29 protein-coding genes are annotated in these 25,380 nt (G+C 43.5%); 8 read left to right on the forward strand and 21 right to left on the reverse strand.

The features are described 5' to 3' along the window. Positions 1 to 13: 13 nt before the first annotated feature. The 20 genes from PY092_RS12415 to PY092_RS12510 all read right to left on the reverse strand — a co-directional run bounded on the left by PY092_RS12415 (position 14) and on the right by PY092_RS12510 (position 18,457). Complete coding sequence (locus PY092_RS12415; RefSeq protein WP_275616127.1) at positions 14 to 793, reverse strand: competence protein CoiA; 780 nt, start codon at positions 791 to 793, stop codon at positions 14 to 16. A gap of 83 nt (positions 794 to 876) precedes the next feature. After that, positions 877 to 2,229: an HNH endonuclease gene (locus tag PY092_RS12420; RefSeq protein ID WP_275616128.1), complete on the reverse strand. Its 1,353-nt coding sequence runs from the start codon at positions 2,227 to 2,229 to the stop codon at positions 877 to 879. Positions 2,230 to 2,263: 34 nt separating this feature from the next. After that, positions 2,264 to 3,298: an RES domain-containing protein gene (locus tag PY092_RS12425; protein WP_275616129.1), complete on the reverse strand. Its 1,035-nt coding sequence runs from the start codon at positions 3,296 to 3,298 to the stop codon at positions 2,264 to 2,266. A 4-nt stretch (positions 3,299 to 3,302) separates the two neighbouring features. Next, positions 3,303 to 3,611 (reverse strand): phospholipase D family protein, encoded by a 309-nt coding sequence (locus PY092_RS12430; protein WP_275616130.1) that lies wholly within the window; start codon positions 3,609 to 3,611, stop codon positions 3,303 to 3,305. Beyond that, on the reverse strand, positions 3,592 to 4,053 hold the full coding sequence (locus tag PY092_RS12435; RefSeq protein ID WP_275616131.1) for a phospholipase D-like domain-containing protein: 462 nt from the start codon (positions 4,051 to 4,053) through the stop codon (positions 3,592 to 3,594). The genes PY092_RS12430 and PY092_RS12435 overlap by 20 nt, the downstream gene beginning before the upstream one ends. Before the next feature lie 446 nt (positions 4,054 to 4,499). Continuing rightward, complete coding sequence (locus PY092_RS12440) at positions 4,500 to 5,759, reverse strand: ApeA N-terminal domain 1-containing protein (RefSeq protein ID WP_275616132.1); 1,260 nt, start codon at positions 5,757 to 5,759, stop codon at positions 4,500 to 4,502. A gap of 119 nt (positions 5,760 to 5,878) precedes the next feature. Further along, positions 5,879 to 6,844, reverse strand: coding sequence for a hypothetical protein (locus PY092_RS12445; protein ID WP_275616133.1), 966 nt, complete (start codon positions 6,842 to 6,844; stop codon positions 5,879 to 5,881). 110 nt (positions 6,845 to 6,954) lie between these two features. After that, on the reverse strand, positions 6,955 to 7,869 hold the full coding sequence (locus PY092_RS12450; RefSeq protein ID WP_275616134.1) for a DUF6602 domain-containing protein: 915 nt from the start codon (positions 7,867 to 7,869) through the stop codon (positions 6,955 to 6,957). 209 nt (positions 7,870 to 8,078) lie between these two features. Continuing rightward, the gene (locus PY092_RS12455) at positions 8,079 to 9,485 is read right to left on the reverse strand and encodes a DUF2971 domain-containing protein (RefSeq protein WP_275616135.1); all 1,407 of its coding nucleotides are present in this window, start codon (positions 9,483 to 9,485) and stop codon (positions 8,079 to 8,081) included. Between the two features lie 72 nt (positions 9,486 to 9,557). Beyond that, complete coding sequence (locus PY092_RS12460; protein WP_275616136.1) at positions 9,558 to 10,475, reverse strand: competence protein CoiA family protein; 918 nt, start codon at positions 10,473 to 10,475, stop codon at positions 9,558 to 9,560. Between the two features lie 55 nt (positions 10,476 to 10,530). After that, on the reverse strand, positions 10,531 to 12,111 hold the full coding sequence (locus PY092_RS12465; RefSeq protein ID WP_275616137.1) for a type IV secretory system conjugative DNA transfer family protein: 1,581 nt from the start codon (positions 12,109 to 12,111) through the stop codon (positions 10,531 to 10,533). Further along, positions 12,111 to 13,136, reverse strand: coding sequence for a MobB family relaxase (mobB, locus tag PY092_RS12470; protein ID WP_275616138.1), 1,026 nt, complete (start codon positions 13,134 to 13,136; stop codon positions 12,111 to 12,113). The genes PY092_RS12465 and mobB overlap by 1 nt, the downstream gene beginning before the upstream one ends. Before the next feature lie 2 nt (positions 13,137 to 13,138). Beyond that, positions 13,139 to 13,687 carry a BfmA/BtgA family mobilization protein gene (locus tag PY092_RS12475; protein ID WP_275616139.1) on the reverse strand — a complete coding sequence of 183 codons (549 nt, stop codon included), beginning with the start codon at positions 13,685 to 13,687 and terminating at the stop codon, positions 13,139 to 13,141. A gap of 428 nt (positions 13,688 to 14,115) precedes the next feature. Beyond that, positions 14,116 to 14,559 (reverse strand): JAB domain-containing protein, encoded by a 444-nt coding sequence (locus tag PY092_RS12480; protein ID WP_275616140.1) that lies wholly within the window; start codon positions 14,557 to 14,559, stop codon positions 14,116 to 14,118. 100 nt (positions 14,560 to 14,659) lie between these two features. After that, the gene (locus PY092_RS12485; protein ID WP_275616141.1) at positions 14,660 to 15,070 is read right to left on the reverse strand and encodes a DUF6876 family protein; all 411 of its coding nucleotides are present in this window, start codon (positions 15,068 to 15,070) and stop codon (positions 14,660 to 14,662) included. Then, the gene (locus PY092_RS12490) at positions 15,063 to 15,413 is read right to left on the reverse strand and encodes a single-stranded DNA-binding protein (protein WP_275616142.1); all 351 of its coding nucleotides are present in this window, start codon (positions 15,411 to 15,413) and stop codon (positions 15,063 to 15,065) included. Before PY092_RS12490 ends, PY092_RS12485 begins: the two co-directional genes overlap by 8 nt. A 439-nt stretch (positions 15,414 to 15,852) precedes the next feature. Continuing rightward, positions 15,853 to 16,962 carry a hypothetical protein gene (locus PY092_RS12495; protein ID WP_275616143.1) on the reverse strand — a complete coding sequence of 370 codons (1,110 nt, stop codon included), beginning with the start codon at positions 16,960 to 16,962 and terminating at the stop codon, positions 15,853 to 15,855. 27 nt (positions 16,963 to 16,989) lie between these two features. After that, on the reverse strand, positions 16,990 to 17,652 hold the full coding sequence (locus tag PY092_RS12500; RefSeq protein ID WP_275616144.1) for a P-loop NTPase and SpoVK domain-containing protein: 663 nt from the start codon (positions 17,650 to 17,652) through the stop codon (positions 16,990 to 16,992). Continuing rightward, positions 17,649 to 18,179 carry a hypothetical protein gene (locus tag PY092_RS12505; protein WP_275616145.1) on the reverse strand — a complete coding sequence of 177 codons (531 nt, stop codon included), beginning with the start codon at positions 18,177 to 18,179 and terminating at the stop codon, positions 17,649 to 17,651. The genes PY092_RS12500 and PY092_RS12505 overlap by 4 nt, the downstream gene beginning before the upstream one ends. Continuing rightward, the gene (locus PY092_RS12510; protein WP_275616146.1) at positions 18,176 to 18,457 is read right to left on the reverse strand and encodes a helix-turn-helix domain-containing protein; all 282 of its coding nucleotides are present in this window, start codon (positions 18,455 to 18,457) and stop codon (positions 18,176 to 18,178) included. Before PY092_RS12510 ends, PY092_RS12505 begins: the two co-directional genes overlap by 4 nt. Before the next feature lie 213 nt (positions 18,458 to 18,670). On the opposite strand from PY092_RS12510, the gene PY092_RS12515 reads away from it, so the two are divergent. The 3 genes from PY092_RS12515 to PY092_RS12525 are packed head-to-tail and all read left to right on the forward strand — an operon-like array spanning position 18,671 to position 20,727. Further along, positions 18,671 to 18,853, forward strand: a complete 183-nt coding sequence (locus PY092_RS12515; protein WP_275616147.1) for a hypothetical protein — start codon at positions 18,671 to 18,673, stop codon at positions 18,851 to 18,853. 57 nt (positions 18,854 to 18,910) lie between these two features. Further along, a complete protein-coding gene (locus PY092_RS12520) occupies positions 18,911 to 19,807 on the forward strand; it encodes an NmrA family NAD(P)-binding protein (RefSeq protein ID WP_275616148.1) in 897 nt (298 codons plus the stop codon). Between the two features lie 8 nt (positions 19,808 to 19,815). Next, positions 19,816 to 20,727 (forward strand): helix-turn-helix domain-containing protein, encoded by a 912-nt coding sequence (locus tag PY092_RS12525; RefSeq protein ID WP_275616149.1) that lies wholly within the window; start codon positions 19,816 to 19,818, stop codon positions 20,725 to 20,727. A 93-nt stretch (positions 20,728 to 20,820) separates the two neighbouring features. Here the strand turns inward: PY092_RS12525 and PY092_RS12530 are convergent, their stop codons facing one another. After that, positions 20,821 to 21,660, reverse strand: a complete 840-nt coding sequence (locus PY092_RS12530) for an RteC domain-containing protein (protein ID WP_275616150.1) — start codon at positions 21,658 to 21,660, stop codon at positions 20,821 to 20,823. 301 nt (positions 21,661 to 21,961) lie between these two features. Between PY092_RS12530 and PY092_RS12535 the strand changes: the two genes are divergently transcribed. From PY092_RS12535 to PY092_RS12555, 5 genes are all read left to right on the forward strand, one after another. Further along, on the forward strand, positions 21,962 to 22,333 hold the full coding sequence (locus PY092_RS12535; RefSeq protein WP_275616151.1) for a DUF7793 family protein: 372 nt from the start codon (positions 21,962 to 21,964) through the stop codon (positions 22,331 to 22,333). Between the two features lie 53 nt (positions 22,334 to 22,386). Then, positions 22,387 to 23,337 carry a helix-turn-helix domain-containing protein gene (locus PY092_RS12540; protein WP_275616152.1) on the forward strand — a complete coding sequence of 317 codons (951 nt, stop codon included), beginning with the start codon at positions 22,387 to 22,389 and terminating at the stop codon, positions 23,335 to 23,337. Positions 23,338 to 23,420: 83 nt separating this feature from the next. After that, on the forward strand, positions 23,421 to 23,867 hold the full coding sequence (locus PY092_RS12545; protein ID WP_275616153.1) for a MauE/DoxX family redox-associated membrane protein: 447 nt from the start codon (positions 23,421 to 23,423) through the stop codon (positions 23,865 to 23,867). Further along, complete coding sequence (locus PY092_RS12550) at positions 23,864 to 24,964, forward strand: hypothetical protein (RefSeq protein WP_275616154.1); 1,101 nt, start codon at positions 23,864 to 23,866, stop codon at positions 24,962 to 24,964. Before PY092_RS12545 ends, PY092_RS12550 begins: the two co-directional genes overlap by 4 nt. Positions 24,965 to 25,021: 57 nt before the next feature. Beyond that, complete coding sequence (locus PY092_RS12555; protein WP_275616155.1) at positions 25,022 to 25,300, forward strand: DUF6520 family protein; 279 nt, start codon at positions 25,022 to 25,024, stop codon at positions 25,298 to 25,300. Positions 25,301 to 25,380: the final 80 nt, after the last annotated feature.

Genomic DNA, 25,380 nt, shown 5'->3' on the forward strand with positions numbered 1-25,380 from the left:
GGAAACGATTTGATCAAAAGCGTCTCCGACGGTATTTTGTCCTTTTTTTGGCCAACATTTGATTTGCCCTCCGGTTTAGGGCCATCTGGTTTCTTTTTCGAACGTAGTTCTGATATTCATAGATCAAGAGAGTGATATTTCCTGTCACCTCTTCCAAAGAACCATTGACACAAATATCAATGAAATAATCCCGGGCTATACGAACCACATAGGCCCTGTCCATGGTTGACTTCGGAATCAAAAACCATAATCTCTCCTGTTCCCCGAAATCAAAGAAAACGGGCATGTCACAGTTGACCCATTCCTTTAGGATTCGGGATTCTTCAGGGAAATCCGTGTAAGATATTCTTATGTTCTTAAGCGGTAATGTGGAACCCTCTTGGATAACTTTGATAAAACGGGATTTGTCCTTAGTTCGTCTTGTACCGTCAACGACCCAGGCAATCTTAGGATAAAACGTATTACGGGAACGACGTTCTTCCGGATTCAGGTAGGAATGCTGGAATTCCAGTACCAAACCAGTTTCTGTTTTGACATCCGCGATATGCTTTTCACCTTTTTCATCGAACTGTACCACTTCTTGCCATTCCTTAGGAAAGTGTCGCTTCCATGCACGGTGCCATTCCGTTTCATTTTCCCACCACTGGTCACAAATCCTGTTCCCCTTATGTGCCCAATGGTGGGTCTTAAACTCCCCGCATTTCGCTATTAACAGCGCGCTACAGCTTGGACAAAATCCGCGTCCTCCTTTAAAGGCTTCTGTTTTCTGACCGTTAACTAGGGCAAATTTCATTTATGATGGTTTCGAGTTTTATTTGCTGGCCAAGGCCAATTTCAGCAATTTTAATTCAGGTTAATAATGTGACTGAGTAAATCTCATTTATTTAAAATCCCTTCAAAGAACTCGCGATAAGGCATGTACAATCTATCCAGTCCATTGAATAAAACTACACAAACTTTTACAATTTGGATGCCCCTGTGTTCCGCAACGGGTATTTTTAAGAATTTTTCCGCAATGTAGGTTTCCTTGCCATCCATTCTTACTTGTTTGCCAATCAAAGGTTTATTCTTCTCACAAAAAGTATCAAATTCACTTTCCGGCATATTGGAATGGATAAAATTGATTTTGGCCATGTCGGGTTCGCCCAAGTCCTCCCACATATAGGGATTGTCTATTTGGCATTCGGCTACAAAAGCGGTGCTTTCATCTACGAACTTCTCAGCAAATTCTTTTTCGGTAATCTTCCCATCCGCAAGCTCCTGCTCCAATCTCCCTTTTATTTCCGTCAAAACAATGTGGAACCTCATGTCGAAGTCCCTGTCCACCTTTCTTTCGAACAACTGGTTTGCCATTTTGGCAAAATCCACTTCCCTTCCACTTCCTTTCTTCAAGACAAGGGATAGTGCTGAAGTGTCAAGTTCAACTGTCCCGGTCAGTTTCTCGCCGGTAATCGCATCTTGGTAATATTGAAATTGTAGGGGGTCCCCTGAATAATCGCTCCCAAGTACCAATAGAGCACAGACCACATTAAAGAGCTCAATATAACAGTAAATCGTACCGTCTTCCGACCACAATTGGACCAAATGGGTTATTTCGGCTGACTGAATTTCACGGACGGGCTTTTCTGGATCACAGTAGAAAACATTTTGGGATGATTCATCCAGATCTCTGATTTTTAGCGCAAGTTGACCGATTCCCGGTGTATGTATTTTGTTGAAGGCTGCATATTCAATGGCAATCTTGTTCAAGAGCAGGGCCAACTTGGGAGACGATTTAAATTCGGCCTTAATTCTTAGGGGTTCGATACCGTATTGGCCTCTCGTCTTTGAAGCCAACACTTTGCCTCCCCTTTTTTCCAATTTTTCCACCCTTTTTTTAAAAAGCTTCATGGTGTTCTTGACATCGCCCTTAATTGAAATAAGCGTTCTCCCTTGTATCTTGATTTCTTTCATCTTGGGCCTCCTTTGAACTACCTGGTTATCCTTTCTCAAAAGGTAATCATCTTCACCTTCAAGGTTTTCGGCAATCATTCCCGATGCATTCTTGAGCCCTAGGACCAGTAAAATAGGATTAAAGAATTCCTTTGCAACTGTATCCAATTGAAGGCCAAAAAAATTGTTGCATGCCGAGCATATGATCTGTTTTGAGTGCAGTCTGCCATTTAATGACTTTAGGATGATGTGCTCATCGGAACCATCCAATTCATTTGAACAAAAAAAACATTTCATGGAATAGGTTTTAATTTCAGGCCATGGGGCCATCTCACTTTTTCTTTCGTTTTGATAAATGCGAGGTAACGGTACAATTGCCTTTGGTCAAATTGAAAATCATGTTTTGTTTGCTTTTCCGGACCTGGTCACCCTTTGACATTTGCATCTCCCGAAAAAAATCAAAGATTTCATCCACCTTGGGGTCATAGAGGATTTTCCCTTTCTCCATATTGAAGGCCTCTGTCCCGAATGAAGCCATTACGCTATCGGTGGGGACATCGCTGGACATTGGTGAGGCTTCTTTATAGTCCTCCAGCATAAACCGTGTTTCCACACCGATCAAATCGTATTTATCGAAAACAAGGTCATTTCTCAATGCAAAATTATGTCCATATTTTTTCCTTTTAACGCTAGGATAAATTATGGCCTCAATATTCTTATCAGAGGGAACGGGATAAAAAAGCAGTTCGGAGGAGAGCAAAGAGCTGAACAAATAATCCCTTGGGCGATTCCAATCGACCTCTAGGCTATAGACATCTATGAAAAACTCTTCCAATAAATAGAAGACTTCCTTGAAATGGTTCGACGGATCTGGGTTTTCCATTTTGTCATGGGCGATCAACGAACAATTTGCCTTAGCCCCTTCCTTTTTCCGATAATGGGAAATCGTAATGACATCCCCTAATTGTGGCTTGGTTTCCCAGAATGCAGAAGCCATATCCACCGCACAGTACAGCACTTGCTGCTCCGGTAGGTTACAGCGACCAAACTTACAGAACTCTATCGGTGGGGCAAGCAGTTGGGAAATATCGGTCAGGTAACTGAGTGCCTTCCCCTGCCCTGCAAGAATGCGGTTATTGTTCGAGATCCTGACCAACCTTTCAGGAATATCATTTCTTAATTTAACGGGCTTGACATTGAAGAACTTTTTGATTTCAGCGGTGAGGTTGACAAACTCCTGTTCGGATAAGTTATGTATTCTTCCAAAAAGAGCCCTAAAATGATTAAGTTTTTCAAGGATGAGATGGGGAGGGTTCAATCGAAGGGGCTCCGTATTATACTTATTGTTAGCAACCTTTTCTATCATACCATTAATTCTTTGGTTCTTTAAATGCTTTGGAACCCCATGCCTGCCATTTCATAGTGGGAAAGCTATCATCATCCATCAAATATCGAAATTCTTCAACAATTTGCTGTACCGTACCACTATCTGAAATACGAATCCGGGTTTCATGGTTGTTTTCCGTCCCGCCCAAAGTAAAGTTGAGTGACCCTAGATAAGCGATATGCTCATCTATGATATACATCTTGCTGTGCAGATAGGTGGCTCTTTGCCCAAAGGAATTGTTTGGTTTGATGACCTTTAATGGAAAGATGGGCTCATACGAATAGGAAAACACTCTTTTTTTTTCGAAGGGCAAAGCGCAATAGCAAAAACACTACTACCAAAAATGCCATTACGGCCAGGGTATGCAGTAGTTCAGGAACCTTTTCTTGGCTAAAGAAAAGCCAAGCCACCAGAACGCCGGTGCCCAAAGATATACCACATCCCAAAAGTATATGTTTTAGGCGTTTTCGTTGATGATGTGCTCTCCAATCTACATGGACCCTTTGTATGATAAGTTTATGGTGAAATCCATTATTTTTAAGCTCCGACTCCGTGGTAATAAGTTCAACTTCGACACCTTTATGGTATAAATGAACCAGTCCCTCAACCAATTTTGCAGAAAGGAATGGGGATACGATTCTTATGGATTCTCGAGCCTGAGCTATCTCCTTCATTAATTTCTTCCCAGCCCCAGTGCCGATATAGACATCACATTGGGAGTTGTTAAAGTACATGGGCACTCATTTTTGAATTGATTTTTAAAGTTATCCCTTCCCAAAACCTTGGGCAACTCGATTCTGTACGCAACGGATTAGTTATTAACAAATTTCGAAGGAATTTGATGGAATCATGCAAGGGGCTTTAGAAAGGTCCCGTTCCCTAGGGCTCTGAATTCCTAGCATTTTTCCCTATGCTTTTGGATGCGCTCCTTGGTACGCTTGATCAGTTTTCTGGCAATCTGCCGTTGCTCCTTTTCGATGTCCGCAATGGGCATGGTGGGAAAGATTTCGACCAGTTTCTTATTGCTACAACCTAATAGAACTAAGGCTACACTTATGAAAAATACTTTTTTTAAGAAAAAGCAAAAGTCTCAAACCATCGTCCATTATTGAAATTTGATGTAAAAATCAATGTTCAGTTACGCAGGAAACATTTGCTTTTTTAATAGCCAAGCGCAATATTATTTAAGCTTATGCCTCATATGTACATATAGCCTTGATGTATTGATTTTATTTTTAAGAATTTTTTTATCGACACCCATCTCCACCAAAAATGCGACTGCCATAATAACTTTAAGATATTCTGAAAATTTATGTGTTTTCAAATATTTTTTGCCTCGGGATGTCAAGGGATTGGAATGGGTAAAATCATTCCTGAAGTTTTTAATATTCTTTGCAAAAATTGGAATACTGACAATCTTTAATGTAGGATTATATATCCTGGAATTGGATTTAACGACTTTTTTGCATCTATCTACAAAACTTACATGGGAACCATTGATGAAATCCCTGTGATATGCTTCAAGCGATCGAGATAAGTTTAAAAATTTATCGGAGATATATAAAAAGGGAGCATAGAAAACGGAAGTGTATGGGTGCAGACTGGTTTCTAATTGTTCACGGAATCCAAACCATTTTTTGATAATTGTTTCAAAGTCATCTTTTATTTCACGATAAGGCAGTATCATATCGAAAGGGAAAAGTTCTTCTTTTTGCTGTGGGATGTGTGTCAACTGAAAATAAACTTTAGCCTCATGTCTCTTAGAATCTCCCTTTACTTTAAAAAACATCGAAAGCTCTTTTATGAATATGGGATGTTGTGTGGCTACGGTCAGAAAATTTTGAAAATGAAATATTCGTTTTAGATATTCATCATAATGGGTCTTTCTCTTGGTTTCAAAGACCATATAAATCTTTTGTACAATTGATGCATCCTTTTGTATGAGCCTTCTGGACGGACCTTTGGCAGTTGGGTTTATGGTAAGGCTAAATGAATCCTCAACTTGAATTTTCTTAAATTGGGGAAGAACATACTCTATCTGTGTTCTGAACTCGGTGTAATCATGTTTGATATTGAATCCGCTTGAAATGTTCAGCCAATCATCAAGGTGAGCATAACTGACCTTTGCCTTATTGAACATGAGGTCACTCTTTCCGTCAAACCAACCTCCTATGAAACAGACATTGGAGAGGTAGGTGCTCATTTCCATCTCTGACAGCATGAACTCCTGTTTTATGATGAATGAATTGTAAAGTGTGACTGCCTTTCCCGACCCGATTACACCATATATTATTTCAATCTCGTCCTCTCCTTCAAACTTCCCGATAAGCTCTAGGGTAAGTCCCTTGTTCGGTCGATATTTTAGAATTCCGGCTACGGCTTCCTCCTCGTCTTGGTGAGGCAGGAACCATTTTCCCTTATATTCGAAAGGTTTGTCCATTGGTCTCGTTTTATTAAACAACCGGATGGTTCAAAGGAAGTAAGATATACTTTTTCAAGTCTTTTCAACTAAGATAACCAATTTGGGGGAAGCTTTTCCCTATGACCTAGTTTAATATTTCAGAGGGGATGTATCCTTTCAATTTCTTTGGCGGTTATTACAACGGTAGTTTTTTTGAGTCGTTTGTAGGTCTGTTCAGCCTTGTATTTGCACCGATCATCATTCGTTACAAAATAATCACAATGTGCTCCATAAAATGTGTGGAGAGAATCATCGAACATACTACTAAAATTACTGTCAGATTTATACCCTTTTAGGTCGTATTTATAGAATGTCTCAACGACCTTTGAATAGTCTTCATTCTCACTGGTTTTGCTTTTTGGGCCATATATCTCGGAAAGTTCGAAAATGTCCAAGTGTTTTGGCAAATCTTGAAAATTTTCCTTGATTACTTTCAAGACCTCCCTGTTTTTCTTTAGTTTGTTCATACCCTTGATTATGTTGGCCCTTAAGGACCTGTATAGGCTGTAGTCTGACCTCAATCTACTTTGAAAATTAAGAATGTCCTCCACTAAAGCCCCCAACGTGTTTTCCATTTTTGATTTGGGGTACATTATGTCAAACATGGGATCATGTTTATATGCCAATTTCCACTCGTTGGGTAGAGGTATCATTCTTAGAAGTTGTAGTGGATTAGGCATGTCCATATCGGAATCGAAAAGTTCCTCAATGGAACTCGGTTCAAATTCCCACTCCTTGCATTTTTCATCAAAGAAGTCATGGATGGGACGATAATGCCAAACAGCATGCTTATTTCCCCAATATTGGCAAATACATAAGTTTTTGGTCAATCTTTCAATATTGTACAAATGGCCGCTGATATAATTTGGATCTTTCTGAAAGCCCCGAAACAAATCATTCAAATGGGCATTGGAATAGGGAACCGTTATGGTATTGTCAAGAATGAGTTTTTCCCATTTGGAATAGAGTGCACAATCTTCTACGGAAAGCTTCTCCTTTTTTTCAATTCGATCAAAAATGTTGGTATCCAAATAGATATACAAAGGTTCTCCTGAATTTTCCACAGTTATGCCGGATATTGGTATGGAACAAAATTTACGAAATAATTCATGACGGACCCGTCAAAATCTAATTTAAAGCGCCCTATCATCGAGAGGGATTTTGGACTGAGTTATTAGGGATTCTTCTTTCCATGGTTCAATTGTTTTAAAATAGCTTCTTCCAGTCCAGGATTTAAGTCTACATTGAGTTTATCAAGGTTCAGAGGGGTAAATTCAAACCTAATTTTGATATCGGTCATATTCAGATATTTTTTAATAAAAAAATCTGTCATGGGAGTAAAAGGTTTTTCGAAATTCAAGACAACAATCAAAAATAGGATTAGGTGAATATGCTTATCCTCTGAATGGATATGCATGAATGCGGCCTCATCAAACATAAGTTTTTGAACCTCGTCCAAATTGTTATAGTAGTGTGTATGTTTAAAAAACGGGCAATAAAAGAGAACACCCTTGTCAATGGAAAAAATCAAGTCCGGTAATTCGTCTATTTTTAACTCTTTGTTTTCAACCTTTTTTCTCAGGTGTTCAATAATTTTAGGAAAATCTGCAGATTTCTGGGAAAATATTGCCGCCGGAATTTTGTTGAAATAGTCAGGTTTTGGATTTGTCTTACCGATTTTGGTTTCAATTTTGGAAATTTTTCGTTTCAGGTTCTTTACAGTTTTGATTTGATTCAACCCTCTGGAAAATTCCGACTTCTTGGCCAGTGATGAAATATCCGGTTTGACCTCAATAGCGCAAAAGACACCTTCTGCCAAGATAATTTCTCTAATAGGGGTCATTAAACTAGGATGGTTTGGTGCTAATACGACACAATCTATATTGGCACTTTCACTTTCCAAGGAATAAATTTTACCTTTTTTGACTTTGTAATCATTAGTCAGATAGCTTTGAACAAAATCATTGACCGTATATTCCTTTGCATCTCCAGTATTTGTTCTATCTCCTTTGAATATTTCAAGGGTCGGTTCATAGACAATTTTTATGGTGCGTAAATTCTCTACGATACTTCCTATTACAGCATTCATTTTATAGGGTGATTTTTTGTTAGGATAAAATAAAGTTTTTTCTTCTGATGCCCAACAGATTAAACCTATTCAAAAATTGATTGGAAAGTTCCAAATTAGGTATGTTTCCAAAATTGTCAAACGAAATTTCAATTATTACGGTCACTCAAAAGGTAAAAAGTGGAGAATTTAATCTCATTTGATGGAATCCAATACTTATACAATTTTGATCAAAAAGTCATCTTAAAACTTTCAACCCGACCATTATCCTTTGAATAGTATGCTTGGTAAAAATCAAACCCTTCCCTAGCATTCTTTTTGCATTTTGCATCTATGATCTTGATGATTTGCAGTTTGGCGGAATTTGGTGTTTTAATGCCAAAAGTTATGGACTCCAAATCATTGAAATCATACCTTAATTTTCTGCTGTCCTTAGTGGAATAATCAATAAAATCCCCGTGGACCACCAATCGATATTCATTTTCATAGGACCATTCCTTTAGTTTGATTTTTAGACTGTCGTTGAAATTTTTCCAGTAATTCTCCCGCCATTCCTTTTCTTTTTCTGGCGAATCAAAATGAGAAGCACAGGCACTTCGGTTTCCCTTGGAATCTGAATACCATAATTTATCCAGTTCAATTTTGCTCAACCTTCCCATGGATCTGAAAAAATCGATTTCAACGTGCTTGTTATGGTACTCTATTTTTCGAAAGCTATGGGGTCTCATCCCAACAATAGGTCCTGAACTATATCCAGGTTCCGTTTTTAAATTCAATATCAAATGACCGTCGTTCAATAAGGTCTTGAATTTTAGGCAAACCCCTCTATGATTATCCCCATAATGCCCCCAAACAGCAGAATTTTCATTGCTTTCAAGGAAGGAGGCAGAATACCAATCCGGATAAATCCCGTTTTCCAGTTTCGTGACAAACCTGTTTGGAAATTCCAAAGCCAAATAAAGAGCATTTGATTTACTTTCCCCTTCCCAGTGTCTGAACTCGGTATGTAGTTTATTGGAATGGATAAAGAGCCCAATGGTGTTGAAAAAAACATCTCTTTGGCCCTCTTTATTCTCTTCTTCCAACTTATTGAACAATTCGTGTAAAAAACCCGATTTCTCGATGACCCTTTCAAATTGACCAAGGTCTTGATGGAATTGCAATTTGTAGGTCAACTTGTGTTTATAATAGATTTCTGAGATGCTGTTCAGGAAAAAGGGATGGATGGTTTGCAGGTAGGACAAAAGTTCGGAGCGTCGAATCGGTGTTTGTCTTTTGGACAATCTAATAGGCAATTCCCGGATAAATTTGGTCTTAAAGGTTTGATCGATAATTTCCTTTACCAAAAATTCCCTTTGCGGGGAGGCGTAGCGTAATAATCCGTGCGAAACAACCAGATCATCGTCAGTGATACTTTTGCTATCGTTCAATAGTATGGTCAGGGCAAATATCCTTTCCAAACTTTTTAGATAGTTAATGATCAAATTTTTCCAAACAATCTCGTCCCCATTCCAGAAAACATCCCGCAAACCTTCCATTGGATCGTTCAATTCTTCTGGTGAAGCAAAATATATTTCCTGGTTTTCCAGTTCATTATACTTGTCCAGTAAACTTTCTATGGTCCTAAATCGAAACATATAAATGTTGGTTCCTGTTGATGAATTGTAGGGAGCACCATATCTGGTCAGTTCAGCATCTCCTAGCTCAATTTAAGTGTATTTTAAATAATGGTCCATAAATTTTTCCTTGCTTATGGTTTTATTTTCAGAATAATAATACAATTCGCTTTCCTCTACTCCCTCTAGGTGATCTATAAACACCGGGAATTCCATTTCATCTATAAACTTCTTCCAATATTTTTTGACCAAGTTCAATTCAATAACCGTTTCACGCATGGAACCATACTCGATGACAATCTGTTTACGAAATCTTTCAAGCATTTGTTGACCATACAGTTTTTCATAGGCACAAGCTATATAGTACTTGTATTGGGCTTGTATCAAAGAAAAGTTCTTGATTTGATCATCGGTAAACTTGAAGGTCAAGGTGTTTTCATTTATGAGCTCGAAAAGGGTTTCTCCGGATTTTAGGCGTTCAATTTCGTAGTCGTTTTCTATCTCTTCCAAAAGTTCCTTAAAATCATATTCCCGAACAGGGCCTAAGGATTTTGGGATGGAAATAGACAGCATGAACCGAAATACTAAAACATCTTTTTTGAGCATGGAATTCTTGGCCAAGGTATCCCCATTCAAAATCCAGATCAGATTGTTCCTACCGTAGAACCGTTCTCTTTTTCTCACCTCCATAAGCTTCAACGGTGAATTTTGGACTTCAATGACCAGCCCATTGTCCAACAAAATATCGGCTCTATGCGATATCCCATCTTTCATAATAGTAACCTCCCTATTCTTCGCGGGAAATAGATTTTGCCAAGTCAAATGCCATTCCGAAATGGGTTCATGCCAATCATCACAATCAATCCTCTTTGCTTCATGATGGTACCAGTGCTTAATCCGTTGTTCCCCTTTTCGGCCTTTGACGTTGACCTTACAGATTTCGCATACTGCCACTTCCCCGGAAAAACTGACCTCTATCTTTTCATTTTTATCATTTATGGCATACCTCATGGGTTTTCAAGATAGCTAACTTTAATAAGCTGAACACTAAAAATTGGCATGAGTTCTACCATTTCCGGGTCTCAAAAAGTTCCCGCACCTTCAAATGGATGGTTTTGTAATTGGCTTGGATTGCTGGATCGTCATACTGGTAAAGGCGGTTGGGCAATTCCCTAATAATTTCAGGTCTTGGAAATCGAATCTTTTTATCCAAGCCATCCCCGAAGGCAATAAACTCCCCTTGCTTTAGCCGAAAAAAAAGGTCTGCTCTGAGTTTGCTCACCTCCTTCTCCCCTTTCGTCACGCGGGTATCAAACTTCCAGTTACTGCTCTTGCTTACGCTCCGGGTGGGGCGTTTGACAATCTCAAAAAAACGCTCATAGTATTTAGCGGTCTCTGGATCGTTGGCCTTTCCGAAGAACTGGTAGGACAGGTTGCTTAGGATAGCCCTGCTCCCCTTTTCCCCATACATCATATCGTTCTGTATCTTGTCCTGGAGAATGTAAATGGTGGTGATATCATAGCTCCGCAAAGTTGCCGGGATGCGATGCATGTTGAGCAACCGGATGGTCGGGGCTTCTTCCATCAACAAAAAAGAGGGCATTCGACCCCGCACGCTCATCTGTTTGGTGATGGTGTGCAGGATGGTCGCGATCACCGGGGAGTAGGCCGTCTCATATTTGGGATTGTTCACGATGGCAATCACTGCGGGATTCTTGGGATTGTTGATGTCCAAGGGCACCTCATCGGCAGACAGGGCCATGAAAATGCGTTCGGTACTGATCTTTTTCAGGGCATTGGCCAGAGTGCTCATCACCCCTGCCGTTTGCCGTTCGGAGTCAATTCCAGATAGGAAGGCATCGGCCATGGCCTTGGAAGTAAAATCCGATTCCAAAAAAGCCATCAATTGGTCCCGCTTCAGGTATTGGAAGGTGGCCATCAGGTGTGGCAACGTACACTGTTCTGGAAACTCCGTCTTCAGTTTCCAGATAAGTCCACCCAACAATCCTTCCACCGCATCATTGAAGAACTTGGAGGAGCCATGGGCCACTGACTCCCGTTGTTCGAGCAGGTTTTCCAGAAGGACCCGTGAGATTTCGTTGACACTCTCCGCATCGGGCAGGTACCGGGGCGCAATGGGATTGACCCTTTTGTGGATGTCGTCAAAGGAGACCACATGGAAGGGAATGTTACTGTCCTTGAACATGGGATAGGCCATTTCGGTGATCTCAAAATGCTTGTAGTCATGGATGACCCCTGGGAACTGGTATTTGTTCAGGTGTTTCAGCAAGCCGTATACCACAGATTCGGTCTTCCCACTGCCCGAGGAACCAATAATGGACACGCCCCGTTGGAGGTTTTGAATGGTAAAGCTGCCCAACCGGACCTTATATTGCTTGGGGATGGAATTGGATTGGAACCCGTCCCAAACCAGGTAAACCAATAAATCGATGACCGTTAAGGGCAGGATATAATAGAGCATGACTTGAAGGAGGGTATCCCAACCAAAACCTATATACACTATCAGTCCAATATAGATCCATAAACCCATGAGCAGTCCAAAGGCATATCGACTATACCGGTACACCACTAGGGTGGTCCCGATGGCCGCCACATAAAACAGTACCATTTCAGCTAAGGGTTCCATCAGATTTCGATATTGCTGGCGGTGCGGGCCACCCGTATGGCCTTTTTGAATTCCTTGATGGTCTTTAGGGCCAGCTTCACCTTGGACTTGGGAATGCCCAATTTGGGAATATGAACCCCTGCCTTGCCCAGTATCTTAAAGGCAGCACTCCGCTCACTGGTCGGCAGCCCCATCAGTTTGGCAAAATAGCCATAGGGATTGGTATTGAACTCCTTTCGGGCCTGGTAGGTCTCCACATAATTGCGGTTGTATTTAAATAGGGCATCAAAGCGTTTTTCCGCTTGGTCATAGAACTGGTTCCGGTTGAACCCCCTTTTGACAAGCTGACCATTGAGGGAAGCCTCGGATTCGATATACCGGCTCCCAGGGGACAGGCTCAGTTTGTTTTCGGCATCCTTGCGGCTGACGATGATATGGATGTGGGTCTGGAGTCCCGGTTTCTGCATCCCCTGTTTGATGGGTACTCCATTAATCTTATGGGGAGCATCCCAGATGAGCTGTTTGATCTCGTTTTGGATGGCCTTGGCATTGCCGATGATCTCTCCCCGCTTCAGTTTCCGAAGGTCGTTCTCCAGTTTGGCAATCCGGGCCCTGTAGGGTTGGTTTTCCTTGACCTGTCGGTCAAAGCCCTTGAAGCGGCGCTCGTGCTCAATCTTGGCAAAATACTTGATATCGTCCACGGTCACCTGCCGGTCCCGATGAAAGGCCGCCGCATAATCCTTCATTACCTCGCGGACATACTCTCGGAGCTTATCGGGGTCGTTCCCGATATGGCGTAGCTCCCGTTGGCTCGGGTTGATGGTCAGGGCATAAAACTTAGGTTCCCTTTTTTTGAGCTTGGCCGTATTCTTATCGATTTCCTCGACTACCCGCTCCGGGGAAACTTGGTCGTTGTTCTGATCAAAGAACTGTTCCCGGTCCTCCGGTGACCTGTCCTCGTTCTCCTTTTCGAGATAGGACACATAGTCTCCTGCGCTTTGGGAAAAATGGTTGCCAAGATGCTGTCGTGTGATGGTGATGTACATGGCTATTGGGTTGTATAGGTTTTCTGTAGGCGTTCCAATTCTTCCTTGGACAGCTCCAAAATGATCTTGGACTTCCCAAGGCCACGGGTGGAGACCTTGACATTGTTCAGGAGCAGTTCCATATCATTTTTAATGCGCTCCAGTTCCTGTTGGAGCTGGGTGTTCTCCCGTTCCAGTTCAATACCGCGTTGGGCGGTGGCAAAGAAGTTGTCGTTCCTCCGGGTCTGTGACTCCCCATGGGCAGGATGTCGCGGTGTCGGTCTGGGAGCCTGCTCAAAGAGGAGCTGCATCATGGCGGTGGTGGGACCGGTCTGGTGCTTTTCGATGTTCTTGACAATGGCAATCAGGGCATTGATGCGTTTGTTGAGATTCACCTCCAAGCCCTGTAGATCCTTACCCAAATCCCCAAAGGGATTGATCTTGTACTGCACAAAGAAGTCCATCATGGCCTCCAGGGTCTCGGTGTGGGTGTGGTCCAGTTCCTTGGAGAATTTCCGGAACCGGTTGATGGTTTCCACCCTGAATTGAATACGTGCAAAAATGACGGTCATAGCGGTTTTTGGTGTTAAATGGGACAGTGATTTTCCCTGTTTATGGGGTTTTTGGGAGGCCACTGTCCCAGGGATTCGACTTTTTGTGTTGGAAAGGAACTGCACCTGGTTCGGCTAAAGCCCAGAAAAAACAAGGAATACCAAAGGGCCTCTGGCCCCACAACGTCGCGAAAGCGCGTTGTCGTCTTGCTCTTCCGATTTGTGCGCTGGGCCAAAAATTTGGTCCGATGCGCCTGGGGTCGTTCCGTTTCCTTATCGAAATTATACCCGTGTCGGGCGGGTCAATCTGGAAATCTATTTTTTAAGATTTGGGCTGGGACACTTTTGGGGATTTTTCAGGAAAAAGGGAAAAACACCGTTAATCCCCAAAGGAAGGGACACTAAAAAACCCCTGATTTCTCAAGGGTTGCGTTGCTATTGGGATGGATTCATAGGATGCCTTCGTCCGCAAAACTGTAGTGGCTCCCATCGGGCACCAATAGGATATGGTCAAGCAAACGGATGTCCAAAATGGCACCTGCCTTTCTGATCTTTTCGGTGATCTGTCTATCGGCTTGGCTCGGATTGAGGGTACCGCTCGGATGGTTGTGTGCTAGGATAATGGCTGTCCCAGCGACCTTTAGCACAATCCCGAAAAGCAAGCGTACATCGACGATGGCGCCTGTCATACCCCCATGGGACAGTTCCATAATGGCCTTGACCCGATTGCCATTGTTCAAGATGACCACTTTAAAGGTTTCATAGAGGGCGATGGTATCGCGGTCCCATGTCTGGTGGAGCAGTGTTGCAGCCTCCCGTGAATGTTCTATTTTGGGCCATTCTTTGGCAGGGATGCGCTGTTTGTAGCTCACTTTTATTTCATTGACTTTCATGTCCTTTTTCTTTATGATGGTTAGAGGATAATCCTGCCTGCGGTAGACAGGCAAATAACAACAGGGGTGTCTTTGTCCAAGGGGACACCCCTTGTTGGTTTCAGTATTCGGAGGGCAATAAGAGGGTATTGTCCACAAAATAGAGTCTAAGTTCGTCCAAGGGAAAATCGGTGATTTGGTAGTGCTGTTGGGTCAACGCGTTCCCATTGCCATCGCTGTAGGTGATGGTGGCATCGTACCCGATTTTTTCCTTTTCGGCTGCGGTGGAGCGTTTAAAGTCCACGGTGATAAAGTAGCTCTTGTCCATCAGGCTCTTGCCCATGACGGACGCATCGGTCAACAACCAATAGGCCTTGGCGGTTTTGGCGAGGTATCGGATGCCATCGGTGTAGAGCGTTCCACAAATGGGCAGTTGGTAGAGGGTTCCCGTAGCCTGAAAATGGGCAAGGGTTTCCGAAAGCTCCCGTGCTGTGGGAGCCTCGGATTCCTTGTGGGATGCATCCCTATTCATCACTATTGGATTTACCGCCCAACAATAGAATCTCATCAATGACAATGTCCGTTACCCTGCGCTCATCACCATCATCGGTGGTGAAGGTATTGGTCTTCAGTTTGCCCGATACGGCCACCTGCTTGCCCTTGCCGACATGCTTTTCGATGATCTCGGCGGTCTTGCCCCAGGCCTTGATGTAGTGCCAATCGGTGGACTGCACTTTTTCACCTTGCTTGTTGCGATAGTGTTCATTGGTGGCCATGGGAAAACGTGCCACGACCTTGCCATCCTCGAGATGGGTCACTTTGGGGTCATCCCCCACATTTCCGATTAACATTACTTGATTTCTGATCGTACTCATACTAGAAAGGATTTATGGTCTGCCCTATGGGACAGCCCTGTTAAACAATGATTTTTAAAAATTGACTTACTTATTATATCTGGAGCATTTTCCTTTTTTTGATGGCCTTGTGCCGTTGCGATCATTTGTTGTGGATTTGATTTCATGTTGTACTGTTTTCGACTTACTTCCCATAGCGCCATCGCATTCCCTTTTTTTGATGCCCTGGACCTTCAACAGCCAGGCTTGCAGTGGGCGTATAAAAAGCGAAGCGGCTTTATGCCGCCCGCAAGGATGGGTGTTGTTATTTTGCCATCGAAAAAAAGGGAGTGGTACTAGGGCCGAGGGCAAGTCAGGAACTTACCCCATGAAGAGCGTCCAAGGACAACGCAACGGCACAAAAAGGAAAGGGAAAGAAGGTGGTGTCAAGTAGCATACTGGAATCACCGATTCCAAGGTCCTAAGGTTTGACCTCCATCCATAACAAGGGATGTTCACTGGCGGCATGGCCCGCTTTACCAAGGGTGGGATAAATGGGCCATTTTCCTTGGTTTCCGGGCCAGATGCCCTTACGGTGCAGTCCTGCCCCAATGGTCCTTTTCCAAAGGGACGGGGAGACCAAAAGATAATCCTGTTGTTTGAGGTTGACCCCTTTTCGGTACGCGGTCATACTGTGGTAATGTGCATGGCCGTCCAGATCATAGTCGGCCATGAATTCCGGGTGCCTGGATGCGGAATGTAGATCCGTCTCCCTGAGAAGTGGGGCCAAGGTATCGGCAAAGGACGGGTCATAAAAGGTGCCACTGACCACAATGTCCTCGTATCCATGCCCTTTTAAACCTGTATAGATGTCGGCGATGGCTTGGGCCTGATCCTTCCTAATGTGTTCATCGGACTTTGAAAATTGGACCAAAAGGACCACCAACCGCTCCCCGGATGGCGATACGATATGGTATTCCTGACAGTCCAAGGGAAAGAGCAGTCGCCCTTTAGCCCCCCTCACATACCTGTGGGTGACAAACCCCTCCAAGCGATACCCATTGCGCAAAAGGATTCCAAAGTTTCTTCCCTTGGCCTCATTACCCTCAAAGACATGGATCTCGGGTTCGACCAAGGCATCGGACGGTTTAAGGAACCTATCATGGAACTCCACCACCGAAGCCCCATCCTCCACTTCCTGGACAAAGAGAATATCCGGTCCGACATCAAGAATGGTCTTGGCCTTGTGCTGTTGTGCCCTTAAAGGCACGGGGATGGTCTGCAAGGCCAACCACCCGTTCCAGAGATCATTGCTCCCTGCCTTAGGTTCCCTGCCCTGTACGCCCTGTTTGAGATATAGTTCCCCATTTCGGGAGCGCAAGGTCCCATATTGGTGCATGTTCACTTGGTCAAAGCCCAAAAGGAAGGATAGTTCACGGACCCTATCCAAATCATTCGGGGATTTATCGGCCCTTACCATCAGGTCATCCAGTTCTGCCACCCATTGTTCGACATTATGAGAAAGGGTGTGGTCCCGAAACGATTTGTGTCTATGGAAAAGGTTTTGGATGTTGTACGTTGCAATTTTCATAAGGTTGTATTTAGAGGTTAATGGGTGTTATTTTCGTTTATCCTTGGTTTGGGCATCAAAGGCAATGAGGTTGAACAGTTGCCGCATCCGGCTCCTGACCCGGTTTCCGTAGCGCTCTTCCAGTTCCTGCGCATTCAGATTGGTCGTGGCATGGGTGCGTATGCCAGTTTCCATGAACAGGTCATAGCGGGATAGCAGGATCTCCCCCATCACATTACAGTCCTTTCCGAAATGCCGTCCCTCCGGTTCCACCCCGAGGTCATCGAAGCAGTAGAAGCGTCCATTGCCATAATCCTCGATAATGCTGAAACCGATATGGTTGAACCCAAAGGTGATGTTACGGGAAGGAATGATCTCGTAGGGCCTAAAGTGTGGGGTGATGTATCGGATAAGCTTCATGAGACTGGTCTTTCCACAACCCACCGGGCCTGTTAGCAAAATTCCCTTATCGGGATTGAGACCCATTTTTCGGCAAGTGCCAAAATCCCGAATGGCATAGTTGCTGAGTTTGTAGAGGACTTCCCGATCCTCTTCATAGATCTTGAATTCCCTACCGAAAAGCAATTTCCCCTTGGCCTCCAGATAGATCAAAATCTTTTCAAAATCATAGAGGATCTTGTTTCCCTGGAGCTTGCCCAACGGATATTGCACAGCTCCTTCGACAATGATATGTGGCGTGTGGTTTCTCAAAGCGGTTCGTTATAATCTTTCTCCTTGGTGCTCCTTAAGTTGTCCCGGTATGGGACAGCTCCTACAGGTTTGTCCTGGAACCCATGACCATGAAAATTTTCATTTTCCCGTTTTACATGGTTTTCCCTGGTTTGTATATGTTTTATTTTAGATACCACCGCTTGTCCATCAGCTGTCCCATTTTTGGAACGGTCCGGGTACAGGTCCTGTCCAGGGCTTGTCCCAAAATCGAACATCCTTACCCGACTCCCCTTAAAGGGATTATGGGAAGGGATGTACAGGATGTACCCCCAATGGCTGAGCTCCTTGATGCAGCGATGGTAGGTGGATTTAGATCCAATCTTGGAGCAGAGCATCACTTCCCCGCGATCTATGTGGAACTCCTCCCTGAAAAACTGGTGGTTCCACAATTGGAACAGGCCCATATAGAGACTGATATGGGTGGGATTCAACCGGCCATCCTTTAGGAACAGCTCCAATACCCCATTGAGGTGTTTGATATAGTTGATGGATTCCGGTCGGCTCATCGGGAATCCCTGTTGACGGTGTTCTCATCCAAAAGCTCCATGATCTGCACATGGTCATAGTACAGGAGGCCGCCGATCTTGGAATAGGTCAATGTTCCGTTGAGGCGAAGGTTCTGGAGGGTTCCAGGGGCTATGCCCAGCAATTCCCGGACCTCACCCGATTTGATCCATTTTCGGGATATCGTGTCCTGCCGTTCTTTCAATAATTTTCGGATATCCTCCAACAGTTCGATTTTGAACTCCTGAAGGTCCTCAGTGGTGATGATGGTTGCCCCCATATGAAATCGGTTTAATGGACGGCGGCCCCATGGGGTTGTACCATGGTATGCCGCTTTTGTCCGTTGATATGGACACAAAACTGAAAAAGCTTTTTGAAAAAACTTCCCAAGGTGGGCCCCACCTTGGGAAAGATTTTTACAACATAAAATTTGGTGGCAAATGGAGGGATTTGATATATGGCGATCAATTCTACTACCCAATAGGATAAAAAAATGGGCCTGATTCTAGCTCAAAACCAAGATTCCCAAGGTGGGTCCCACCTTGGGAAAAATCAGCGCACGGAAAAGTTGAAAAATAGGCAGTGTATGGCCATTCAAAACAAGGTGTTCATCATCTTTCTTCCAGAAGGCACCGAAAACCTGTCATTCGGCTACAAGAACCTGAAATTCGGTTAAACACAAAAACGGAAGTATGCGCAATTTTGACCTTGTGAATCCCTTTAAACAGAAATCATGAAAATTACCATTACAGGATCATTGGGCCATATCGGAAAACCATTGACAAAGAAGCTCATCGATCAAGGACACGAGGTCACTGTGGTCAGCAGCAATCCCTCAAGAGGGGCATCCATCCAAAAAATGGGAGCGGTTCCCTCAATCGGAAATCTTGAAGATTCCAGTTTTTTGACCGATAGCTTTATGGGAGCCGATGCGATTTTCACCATGGTTCCGCCCAATAATTATTTTGACCAGGGTTTGGACCTTATTGCCTATTATGCAGGATTGGGGAAAAACTATGCAATTGCCATTTCCAAGGCAAATATCAAACGGGTCGTCAATCTCAGTACTATCGGAGGCCATTTGGAGAAGGGCAACGGAATCCTCAAAGGAGCATATTATGTGGAACAGACCTTGAACACGTTACCCACGGAAGTGGCGATCACCCATATACGCCCCACTTCGTTTTATTACAACCTCTTTGGGTATATGGAAACCATAAAATCAGAAGGGAAAATCTTTGCCAATCACGGGAGCAAGCCAATCCCATGGGTGTCTCCGTTGGATATTGCTCAATCTGTAGCAGAGGAGCTCACCCATATCAATGCTGACACACGGGTTCGTTATGTGGTCAGCGAGGAACTCACCGGAGCTGAAACTGCCCAGATATTGGGGCAAGCCCTTGGAATCCCCGATCTATCATGGCAGATCGTATCGGACGATATGGTATCGGACCATCTGAAATCCATTGGCATGAACCCTAATATTGCCGAGGGGCTAACGGAAATGTACGCTGCATTGCAAACTGGCCTTTTGACCGAACACTACCAGAAAAATAAACCTGAACCAGGGAAGGTCAAGCTTACGGATTTCGCTCAGGAATTTGTACAGGTTTACCGAAATAACCATTAAATTGGGGCATGGAGAAGAAGACACCCCATGAGTTTCACAGCATCGGGGCATATCATCAATTCAGGGGCCTACCGGCCCCTGATCACCCTTTGATCAGCGTGATCAATTTTGATGCTATCCACCTCAGGGCGGACGAACCCGATCGTATTGTATCGCGTTTCTACACCATTGCCCTAAAGCGCCATCCCGGGGCCCGGTTGATATATGGCCAACAAGAATACGATTTTAACGAGGGGGTCATGCTCTTCATGGCACCTGGACAGGTCTTTGGAATTCGTGGGACAAACAACGAAAGGCCTTCGGGCTGGCTATTGATGGTCCATCCCGATTTTCTATGGAACACCCATTTGGCCCAGACCCTAAAGCACTATGAATTTTTTGACTATGCAGCAAATGAGGCACTTTTTCTCTCTAAAAAAGAGGAAGAATCGATCATTGATATCCTTAAAGGCATGGAACAGGAATATCATGGCAACATGGACAATTTTAGCCATGACATCATTATTGCGCAATTGGAACTGCTGCTATCCTATTCACAACGGTATTACAACAGGCAGTTCATCACACGGAGGATCACCAACCACAAAATGGTCGAACGGATGGAAAAATTGTTGAACGAGCACTTTACTGAAGGCACCTACCAGGTCCAAGGCATTCCCACGGTCGAGCAAGTGGCGGAATGGCTGCATGTATCCCCTAAATACCTCAGTGGTCTTTTAAAAAATATCACGGGACAAACCACCCAACAGCATATCCAGAACAAGCTCATTGAGAAGGCCAAGGAAAAACTATCGACAACGGCATTGTCCATCAGTGAAATTGCCTATGAACTGGGCTTTGAGCACCCACAGAGTTTCAGTAAGTTGTTCAAGGCCAAAACTGAGCAATCCCCTAGGGCATTTCGCTCCCGTTTCAACTAGCCGTGTTGGTGTCCCTCTCTGATAATCCCCAGAACTGGTGTACTACTTGGAGCCAACCTCGTCCTTCCATTGCTGAACCCCGACAAGGGGGATCTATTCATCCAGGGATTCCATGCGCTGGTTAAGCAGTTCAATGAGCTTTTCCAAAAACCTTGTTTTACTGGTCTTCCGTGATCTGATCTCGATGAAGGTATGGTAGTAATTGCCCAAGTCGATATTGTAAAAATGTTCAAAATGGGAGGCCAATTCCTTGATATCGACAGTGCCGCCATTGATAGACTCACTGGCATGTAGCGCATATAACAGTTCGATCAGGTCGGTCTTGCTCCCTGTCCAGAATAATTTTGAAGGTTTTTCCATAGGTGTGTTTTTTGTAGGTTCGAGGGTATTGTTCAAGTCATCCACTTCTTTTCTCAGGTACACGATCAGCATATCATAGGCCATGATGGTGGCCACCGTACCATCTTGACAGGTGGAGAACTGGTCATCGATCAAGAAATGGAAGGATTCCAAGGGGAGTCGCAGGTCCCGGTTTCCGCGGACAAAGTATTGTTCATCCAAGGACATGGCACCACGTCGGTAATAATTATAGAATTCCAAATTGTCATTAAAGAAGGCCTGTAACTTGTCAATTTGATGCTGAAGGTATTTGATTTGGGCAGCATTGTTGCCACGGGGACGCTTACTCTCGATACTGAAGAGTCTAGCGTAGTAGATGAGCTTGCTAAAGATTTGGGGCTTGACATGTTTGAAAAAATAAATCTCATCGGCTTGTGTGGCAAAGGTTTTTCCAGTAATCTGTTTTTGAAGCTTTCGGATACACTTCTCCACAATCGCAATCCCCTTTTCGGCCTTAAAGAGTACATCTCCGTTTCCGCTTTCCAAGGTATCCAATTGGCCTTCAAATTCCGAAAGTAACTTTTGGTATTTCATATGGTTCTGTCATTCCCTTTTATAAAAACGGCATGGGTTTAGGCTATCCCTATTACGGACTCTCAACACTATTTTACAGGGCCCGCCAGGACAAAAATTCGATTTCAGTACCGTATAATCGAAGCTTAAACTAGTGAAAATGTATAATGCTCTGTATATCAGAACATAGCCGAACTTAAAATAATCCCTTACAGATACATCATTTTCTATTTTAGAGCCATTTCTGTTAAAAAAGCAGAATTTTCCTATTAAAAGTTATCATTGAAATTATTACTTTCATCCTTCTTTAGAATGATTATAAATGAAAAAGCATGTCGAAAACGATATGGCCTCCATGTGGTTGGAAAATGAGATCCTTTTCTTTTCCTGGAAGAAAGAGGTGGACCTTGACCTTTCCATTGCCCAAAGGATCGTTGGCGACCGGCTACAATTACAACAGGGTAAAGACTACCCCGTATTGTGCAACTTGAACGGCCTCAGAAGTGTCGAAAAAGATGCTTGGTGCTATTTGGTGAGGGAAGGTTCCGAACTTATCAAGGCTATTGCCTTGGTGTACTCTACCCCTTTGGAATATGCATTATCACAATACTTCAAGAAGCGAATGTCATCCATTCCGACCCAAGTATTCGGAGAGCAGTCGCAAGCAAAGGAGTTCCTTTTGCACAGCAACTGAACTATAGGAAGATTTCATATCCAAAGATTCCCCCGCCACAAAAGAATCTTGACATGGATAGACCTGAAAACAAGAAAAGGTTTGAAAAGCTATTCGCGCAACTGTTGGAGTTGTCGAACGGGAATTTCTCATACCGGATCGAGCGAACCGAAAAAAAAGATGTTTTGGAGGCTTTGATCTTTTTGGTCAATAGTGCCACAGAGGAGATCAGCGATGCATTCGTGCACCAAGGGTTTGTCAATCGACGTGGTTCCCGTACCGTCCTCGTACAACTGTTTTTCGAACTCGACATAAAGGGTTTTGTACGGAAAACCAATAAAATGGCGGGTACGCTCTTGCAATATGGGGAGGACGACCTGAACCATGTACCTTTTGCCTCATTATTGTCCCCTGAATCGCATAAAGCATGGGCCAAAATTATCAAAGCCATGGAAATTACCTCTCCATGGGAAATTACCTTCCCATTGGTTTTTATCACCAAACAGGGATTGCTTTTCCCTGCACATTGCCATATCATCCATTTCCCTGACGAGGGAAGGACCGTCGTGACTTCCTTTGATATGATACAGACCAAGGAAATGAGGGAAAGACAATTACAACGGAAAATTGAAAAGCAACTACGTTCCCATAAGCCTTTGCCCCAAGAAACGAAAAGGGATTCCACTGTTCTCCATACTTCGGACATTGAAAAGTTACGGGTTGCCGAGAAATACATCAAGGACCATTTGGCAGAGCCACTGCCTTCTTTAAAAGAGATCGCCAGTTTTTGTGGCACCAATGAGTTCAAACTCAAGAAGGGCTTTAGGGAGCTCTATGGCATGACGGCCTTCCAATACCAAAAAAACGAACGACTGCAAAAGGCCCATGTGCTCATTGAACATACCCATAAAAAGGTATCGACCATTGCCAAAATGATAGGGTTCAAAAAGGGCAACCATTTGGCCAGGGAATTCAGGAAACGATATGGTTATAGCCCCACCGAACTTCGGAAGCTTTCAAAATAATCCGTTTCAGAGCCTAAATAATCCCTTATAGAGCCATTTCCCTATCTAACTTTATCATTGTATATCAAATGGTTACAAATGATATGAAATGGAACGAAAAATATAGAAACCTTACCGTAGAGACCATCAGCCTCTTGTTTGTTATACTATTTGTGTATGCAGCAACCAGCAAGCTTTGGGATTTGCAACAGTTCAAGGTACAATTGGGGCAGTCCCCCATTTTGACGGCCTATGCGGGTTGGCTGGCTTGGTTAGTCCCGCTAACTGAATATATCCTAGCCATCCTCCTTCTATGGAGATCAAGACGTCTTTCGGCCCTTTACGCAGCATTCGGGCTCATGGTTATGTTCACCACCTATATCATACTGGTACTGAACTTCAGTGACTATATCCCCTGCTCTTGTGGTGGTGTCCTGGAGGACTTGGGATGGACGGACCACATTGTCTTTAACCTATTTTTTGTTGTTCTGGCCGTCATTGGAATTATTCAATTGGAAGCATATCGAACCCTAAAACCAAGTGTATCATGAGAAAAGGAAAAACGGCAATGAAACTTTTGGGGGCCACAAGTCTTGGTATGGGGCTTGTCATCATCTTATTCCTGTCTTCGGAGAGTCAGGTGCACCGCAACAATGCTTTTATTCGTAGATATCCTCCACATCCAGTCATTAAACAGTATGACCTTGATCTAGGATTCAATTCTTATTACTTCGCAGGGTTTGACCAAAATATATTGTACTTGGGAAACTACTTGGCACCATGGCATGTACTCGAAATCAATTTGAACACCAAAGACACCTTCCATATAAAGTTGGTTCCCACAAACAAAAAACTTCAATTTCGATCTTTAATGGTCAAGGTCAAGCCTCCCTATTTCTTCATAATGGATGGTACTGTGCCTTTCATCCTTCGCGGTAAAATAGGGGAATGGAAAGCATTTCCATGGATGGAGGAAGAGGCCTTTTTCACCAAAGCCCTTCCCTTGGATAGTAATAAAATCTATGTGAGGACTCAGAGCGCCTCCACACAAAAATCGACCTTGGGTATCATCAAAAAAACATCTGAATTCCAAGTGCTCTTGGATACTACCATACTCCAACAACAAGTGGACGGAATTTTTGATGTGGACGGGATTATGGTGAAAAGCCCAGATGGCCAACACACGGGTTACGTATACTACTATAGAAACGAATTCATGCTCATGGATTCCGAATTGGGGCAACTTAACCGACAAAGGACCATTGATACCGTGCAATCGGCCCAGATACAGGTGGCCAAGGAAAATCGAAAAGGGATGGTCCAAATGAAATCTCCCTCCTTATTGGTCAATAAAGCAGCCTGTTTATCCGAAGACCTTATGCTGATTGAATCTGATCGATTGGGCAAGAACGACAATCTGGACGGACTGGAACAATCTACTATTATCGATGTATATAACCACAAAAAAAGAACCTATGAGTTCAGCCTCCATCTTGATCATATCAAAAAGGAAAAGGTCAAAGAATTTTCTCTTTACCATGGACAATTAATGGCTCTTATTGGAAATCAATTGAGCGTTTACAAAACGGTCGACCACTATTTTAAAAAAGAAAACAACACACACGTTAAAAATACTACTGGCCAGTAGCGGGACAACGATCGAAAACCCGTAAACAGAGTAGATCATAACTTAATATTATTCACTATGAAAACAAAAGCAATCAAATTTGTAATTCCGGCACTGGCTGTTCTATTTGCCATTGCCACAAGTGCCTTTACTGCTTTGGACAATCCAAATGCAGCTGAAAAGATGGCCATGAATGGGTATATTCCCACCGGGAATTTCCAAAACCCCTGTGAACTGATCCAAGATGTGGATTGTAATCTCACCGGCTCACAGTTATGTACATATGGTGGAGCCCCGGTCTATGAAAAGATCCAAGGGACATCATGCGTCAATCAATTGAGGAGAGACCCTCAATAAAAATGAGTAGAGGCCGTCTAAAAACATTTAGGCGGTCTTTTTATTTAGGGATGATTTGTGGGTGGCTGCCTTAATGTTGC

The sequence above is a fragment of the Flagellimonas yonaguniensis genome (genome assembly GCF_029193885.1).
Taxonomy (GTDB): domain Bacteria; phylum Bacteroidota; class Bacteroidia; order Flavobacteriales; family Flavobacteriaceae; genus Flagellimonas; species Flagellimonas yonaguniensis.

What these genes read in the sequence shown, in the direction of transcription:
- PY092_RS12415 (WP_275616127.1), bottom strand. Translation starts at nt 793, where the DNA reads ATGAAATTTGCCCTAGTTAACGGTCAGAAAACAGAAGCCTTTAAAGGA.
- PY092_RS12420 (WP_275616128.1), bottom strand. Translation starts at nt 2,229, where the DNA reads ATGAAATGTTTTTTTTGTTCAAATGAATTGGATGGTTCCGATGAGCAC.
- PY092_RS12425 (WP_275616129.1), bottom strand. Translation starts at nt 3,298, where the DNA reads ATGATAGAAAAGGTTGCTAACAATAAGTATAATACGGAGCCCCTTCGA.
- PY092_RS12435 (WP_275616131.1), bottom strand. Translation starts at nt 4,053, where the DNA reads ATGTACTTTAACAACTCCCAATGTGATGTCTATATCGGCACTGGGGCT.
- PY092_RS12440 (WP_275616132.1), bottom strand. Translation starts at nt 5,759, where the DNA reads ATGGACAAACCTTTCGAATATAAGGGAAAATGGTTCCTGCCTCACCAA.
- PY092_RS12450 (WP_275616134.1), bottom strand. Translation starts at nt 7,869, where the DNA reads ATGAATGCTGTAATAGGAAGTATCGTAGAGAATTTACGCACCATAAAA.
- PY092_RS12455 (WP_275616135.1), bottom strand. Translation starts at nt 9,485, where the DNA reads ATGTTTCGATTTAGGACCATAGAAAGTTTACTGGACAAGTATAATGAA.
- PY092_RS12460 (WP_275616136.1), bottom strand. Translation starts at nt 10,475, where the DNA reads ATGAGGTATGCCATAAATGATAAAAATGAAAAGATAGAGGTCAGTTTT.
- PY092_RS12465 (WP_275616137.1), bottom strand. Translation starts at nt 12,111, where the DNA reads ATGGAACCCTTAGCTGAAATGGTACTGTTTTATGTGGCGGCCATCGGG.
- mobB (WP_275616138.1), bottom strand. Translation starts at nt 13,136, where the DNA reads ATGTACATCACCATCACACGACAGCATCTTGGCAACCATTTTTCCCAA.
- PY092_RS12475 (WP_275616139.1), bottom strand. Translation starts at nt 13,687, where the DNA reads ATGACCGTCATTTTTGCACGTATTCAATTCAGGGTGGAAACCATCAAC.
- PY092_RS12480 (WP_275616140.1), bottom strand. Translation starts at nt 14,559, where the DNA reads ATGAAAGTCAATGAAATAAAAGTGAGCTACAAACAGCGCATCCCTGCC.
- PY092_RS12485 (WP_275616141.1), bottom strand. Translation starts at nt 15,070, where the DNA reads ATGAATAGGGATGCATCCCACAAGGAATCCGAGGCTCCCACAGCACGG.
- PY092_RS12490 (WP_275616142.1), bottom strand. Translation starts at nt 15,413, where the DNA reads ATGAGTACGATCAGAAATCAAGTAATGTTAATCGGAAATGTGGGGGAT.
- PY092_RS12495 (WP_275616143.1), bottom strand. Translation starts at nt 16,962, where the DNA reads ATGAAAATTGCAACGTACAACATCCAAAACCTTTTCCATAGACACAAA.
- PY092_RS12505 (WP_275616145.1), bottom strand. Translation starts at nt 18,179, where the DNA reads ATGAGCCGACCGGAATCCATCAACTATATCAAACACCTCAATGGGGTA.
- PY092_RS12510 (WP_275616146.1), bottom strand. Translation starts at nt 18,457, where the DNA reads ATGGGGGCAACCATCATCACCACTGAGGACCTTCAGGAGTTCAAAATC.
- PY092_RS12515 (WP_275616147.1), top strand. Translation starts at nt 18,671, where the DNA reads ATGGGCCTGATTCTAGCTCAAAACCAAGATTCCCAAGGTGGGTCCCAC.
- PY092_RS12520 (WP_275616148.1), top strand. Translation starts at nt 18,911, where the DNA reads ATGAAAATTACCATTACAGGATCATTGGGCCATATCGGAAAACCATTG.
- PY092_RS12525 (WP_275616149.1), top strand. Translation starts at nt 19,816, where the DNA reads ATGGAGAAGAAGACACCCCATGAGTTTCACAGCATCGGGGCATATCAT.
- PY092_RS12530 (WP_275616150.1), bottom strand. Translation starts at nt 21,660, where the DNA reads ATGAAATACCAAAAGTTACTTTCGGAATTTGAAGGCCAATTGGATACC.
- PY092_RS12535 (WP_275616151.1), top strand. Translation starts at nt 21,962, where the DNA reads ATGAAAAAGCATGTCGAAAACGATATGGCCTCCATGTGGTTGGAAAAT.
- PY092_RS12540 (WP_275616152.1), top strand. Translation starts at nt 22,387, where the DNA reads ATGGATAGACCTGAAAACAAGAAAAGGTTTGAAAAGCTATTCGCGCAA.
- PY092_RS12545 (WP_275616153.1), top strand. Translation starts at nt 23,421, where the DNA reads ATGAAATGGAACGAAAAATATAGAAACCTTACCGTAGAGACCATCAGC.
- PY092_RS12550 (WP_275616154.1), top strand. Translation starts at nt 23,864, where the DNA reads ATGAGAAAAGGAAAAACGGCAATGAAACTTTTGGGGGCCACAAGTCTT.
- PY092_RS12555 (WP_275616155.1), top strand. Translation starts at nt 25,022, where the DNA reads ATGAAAACAAAAGCAATCAAATTTGTAATTCCGGCACTGGCTGTTCTA.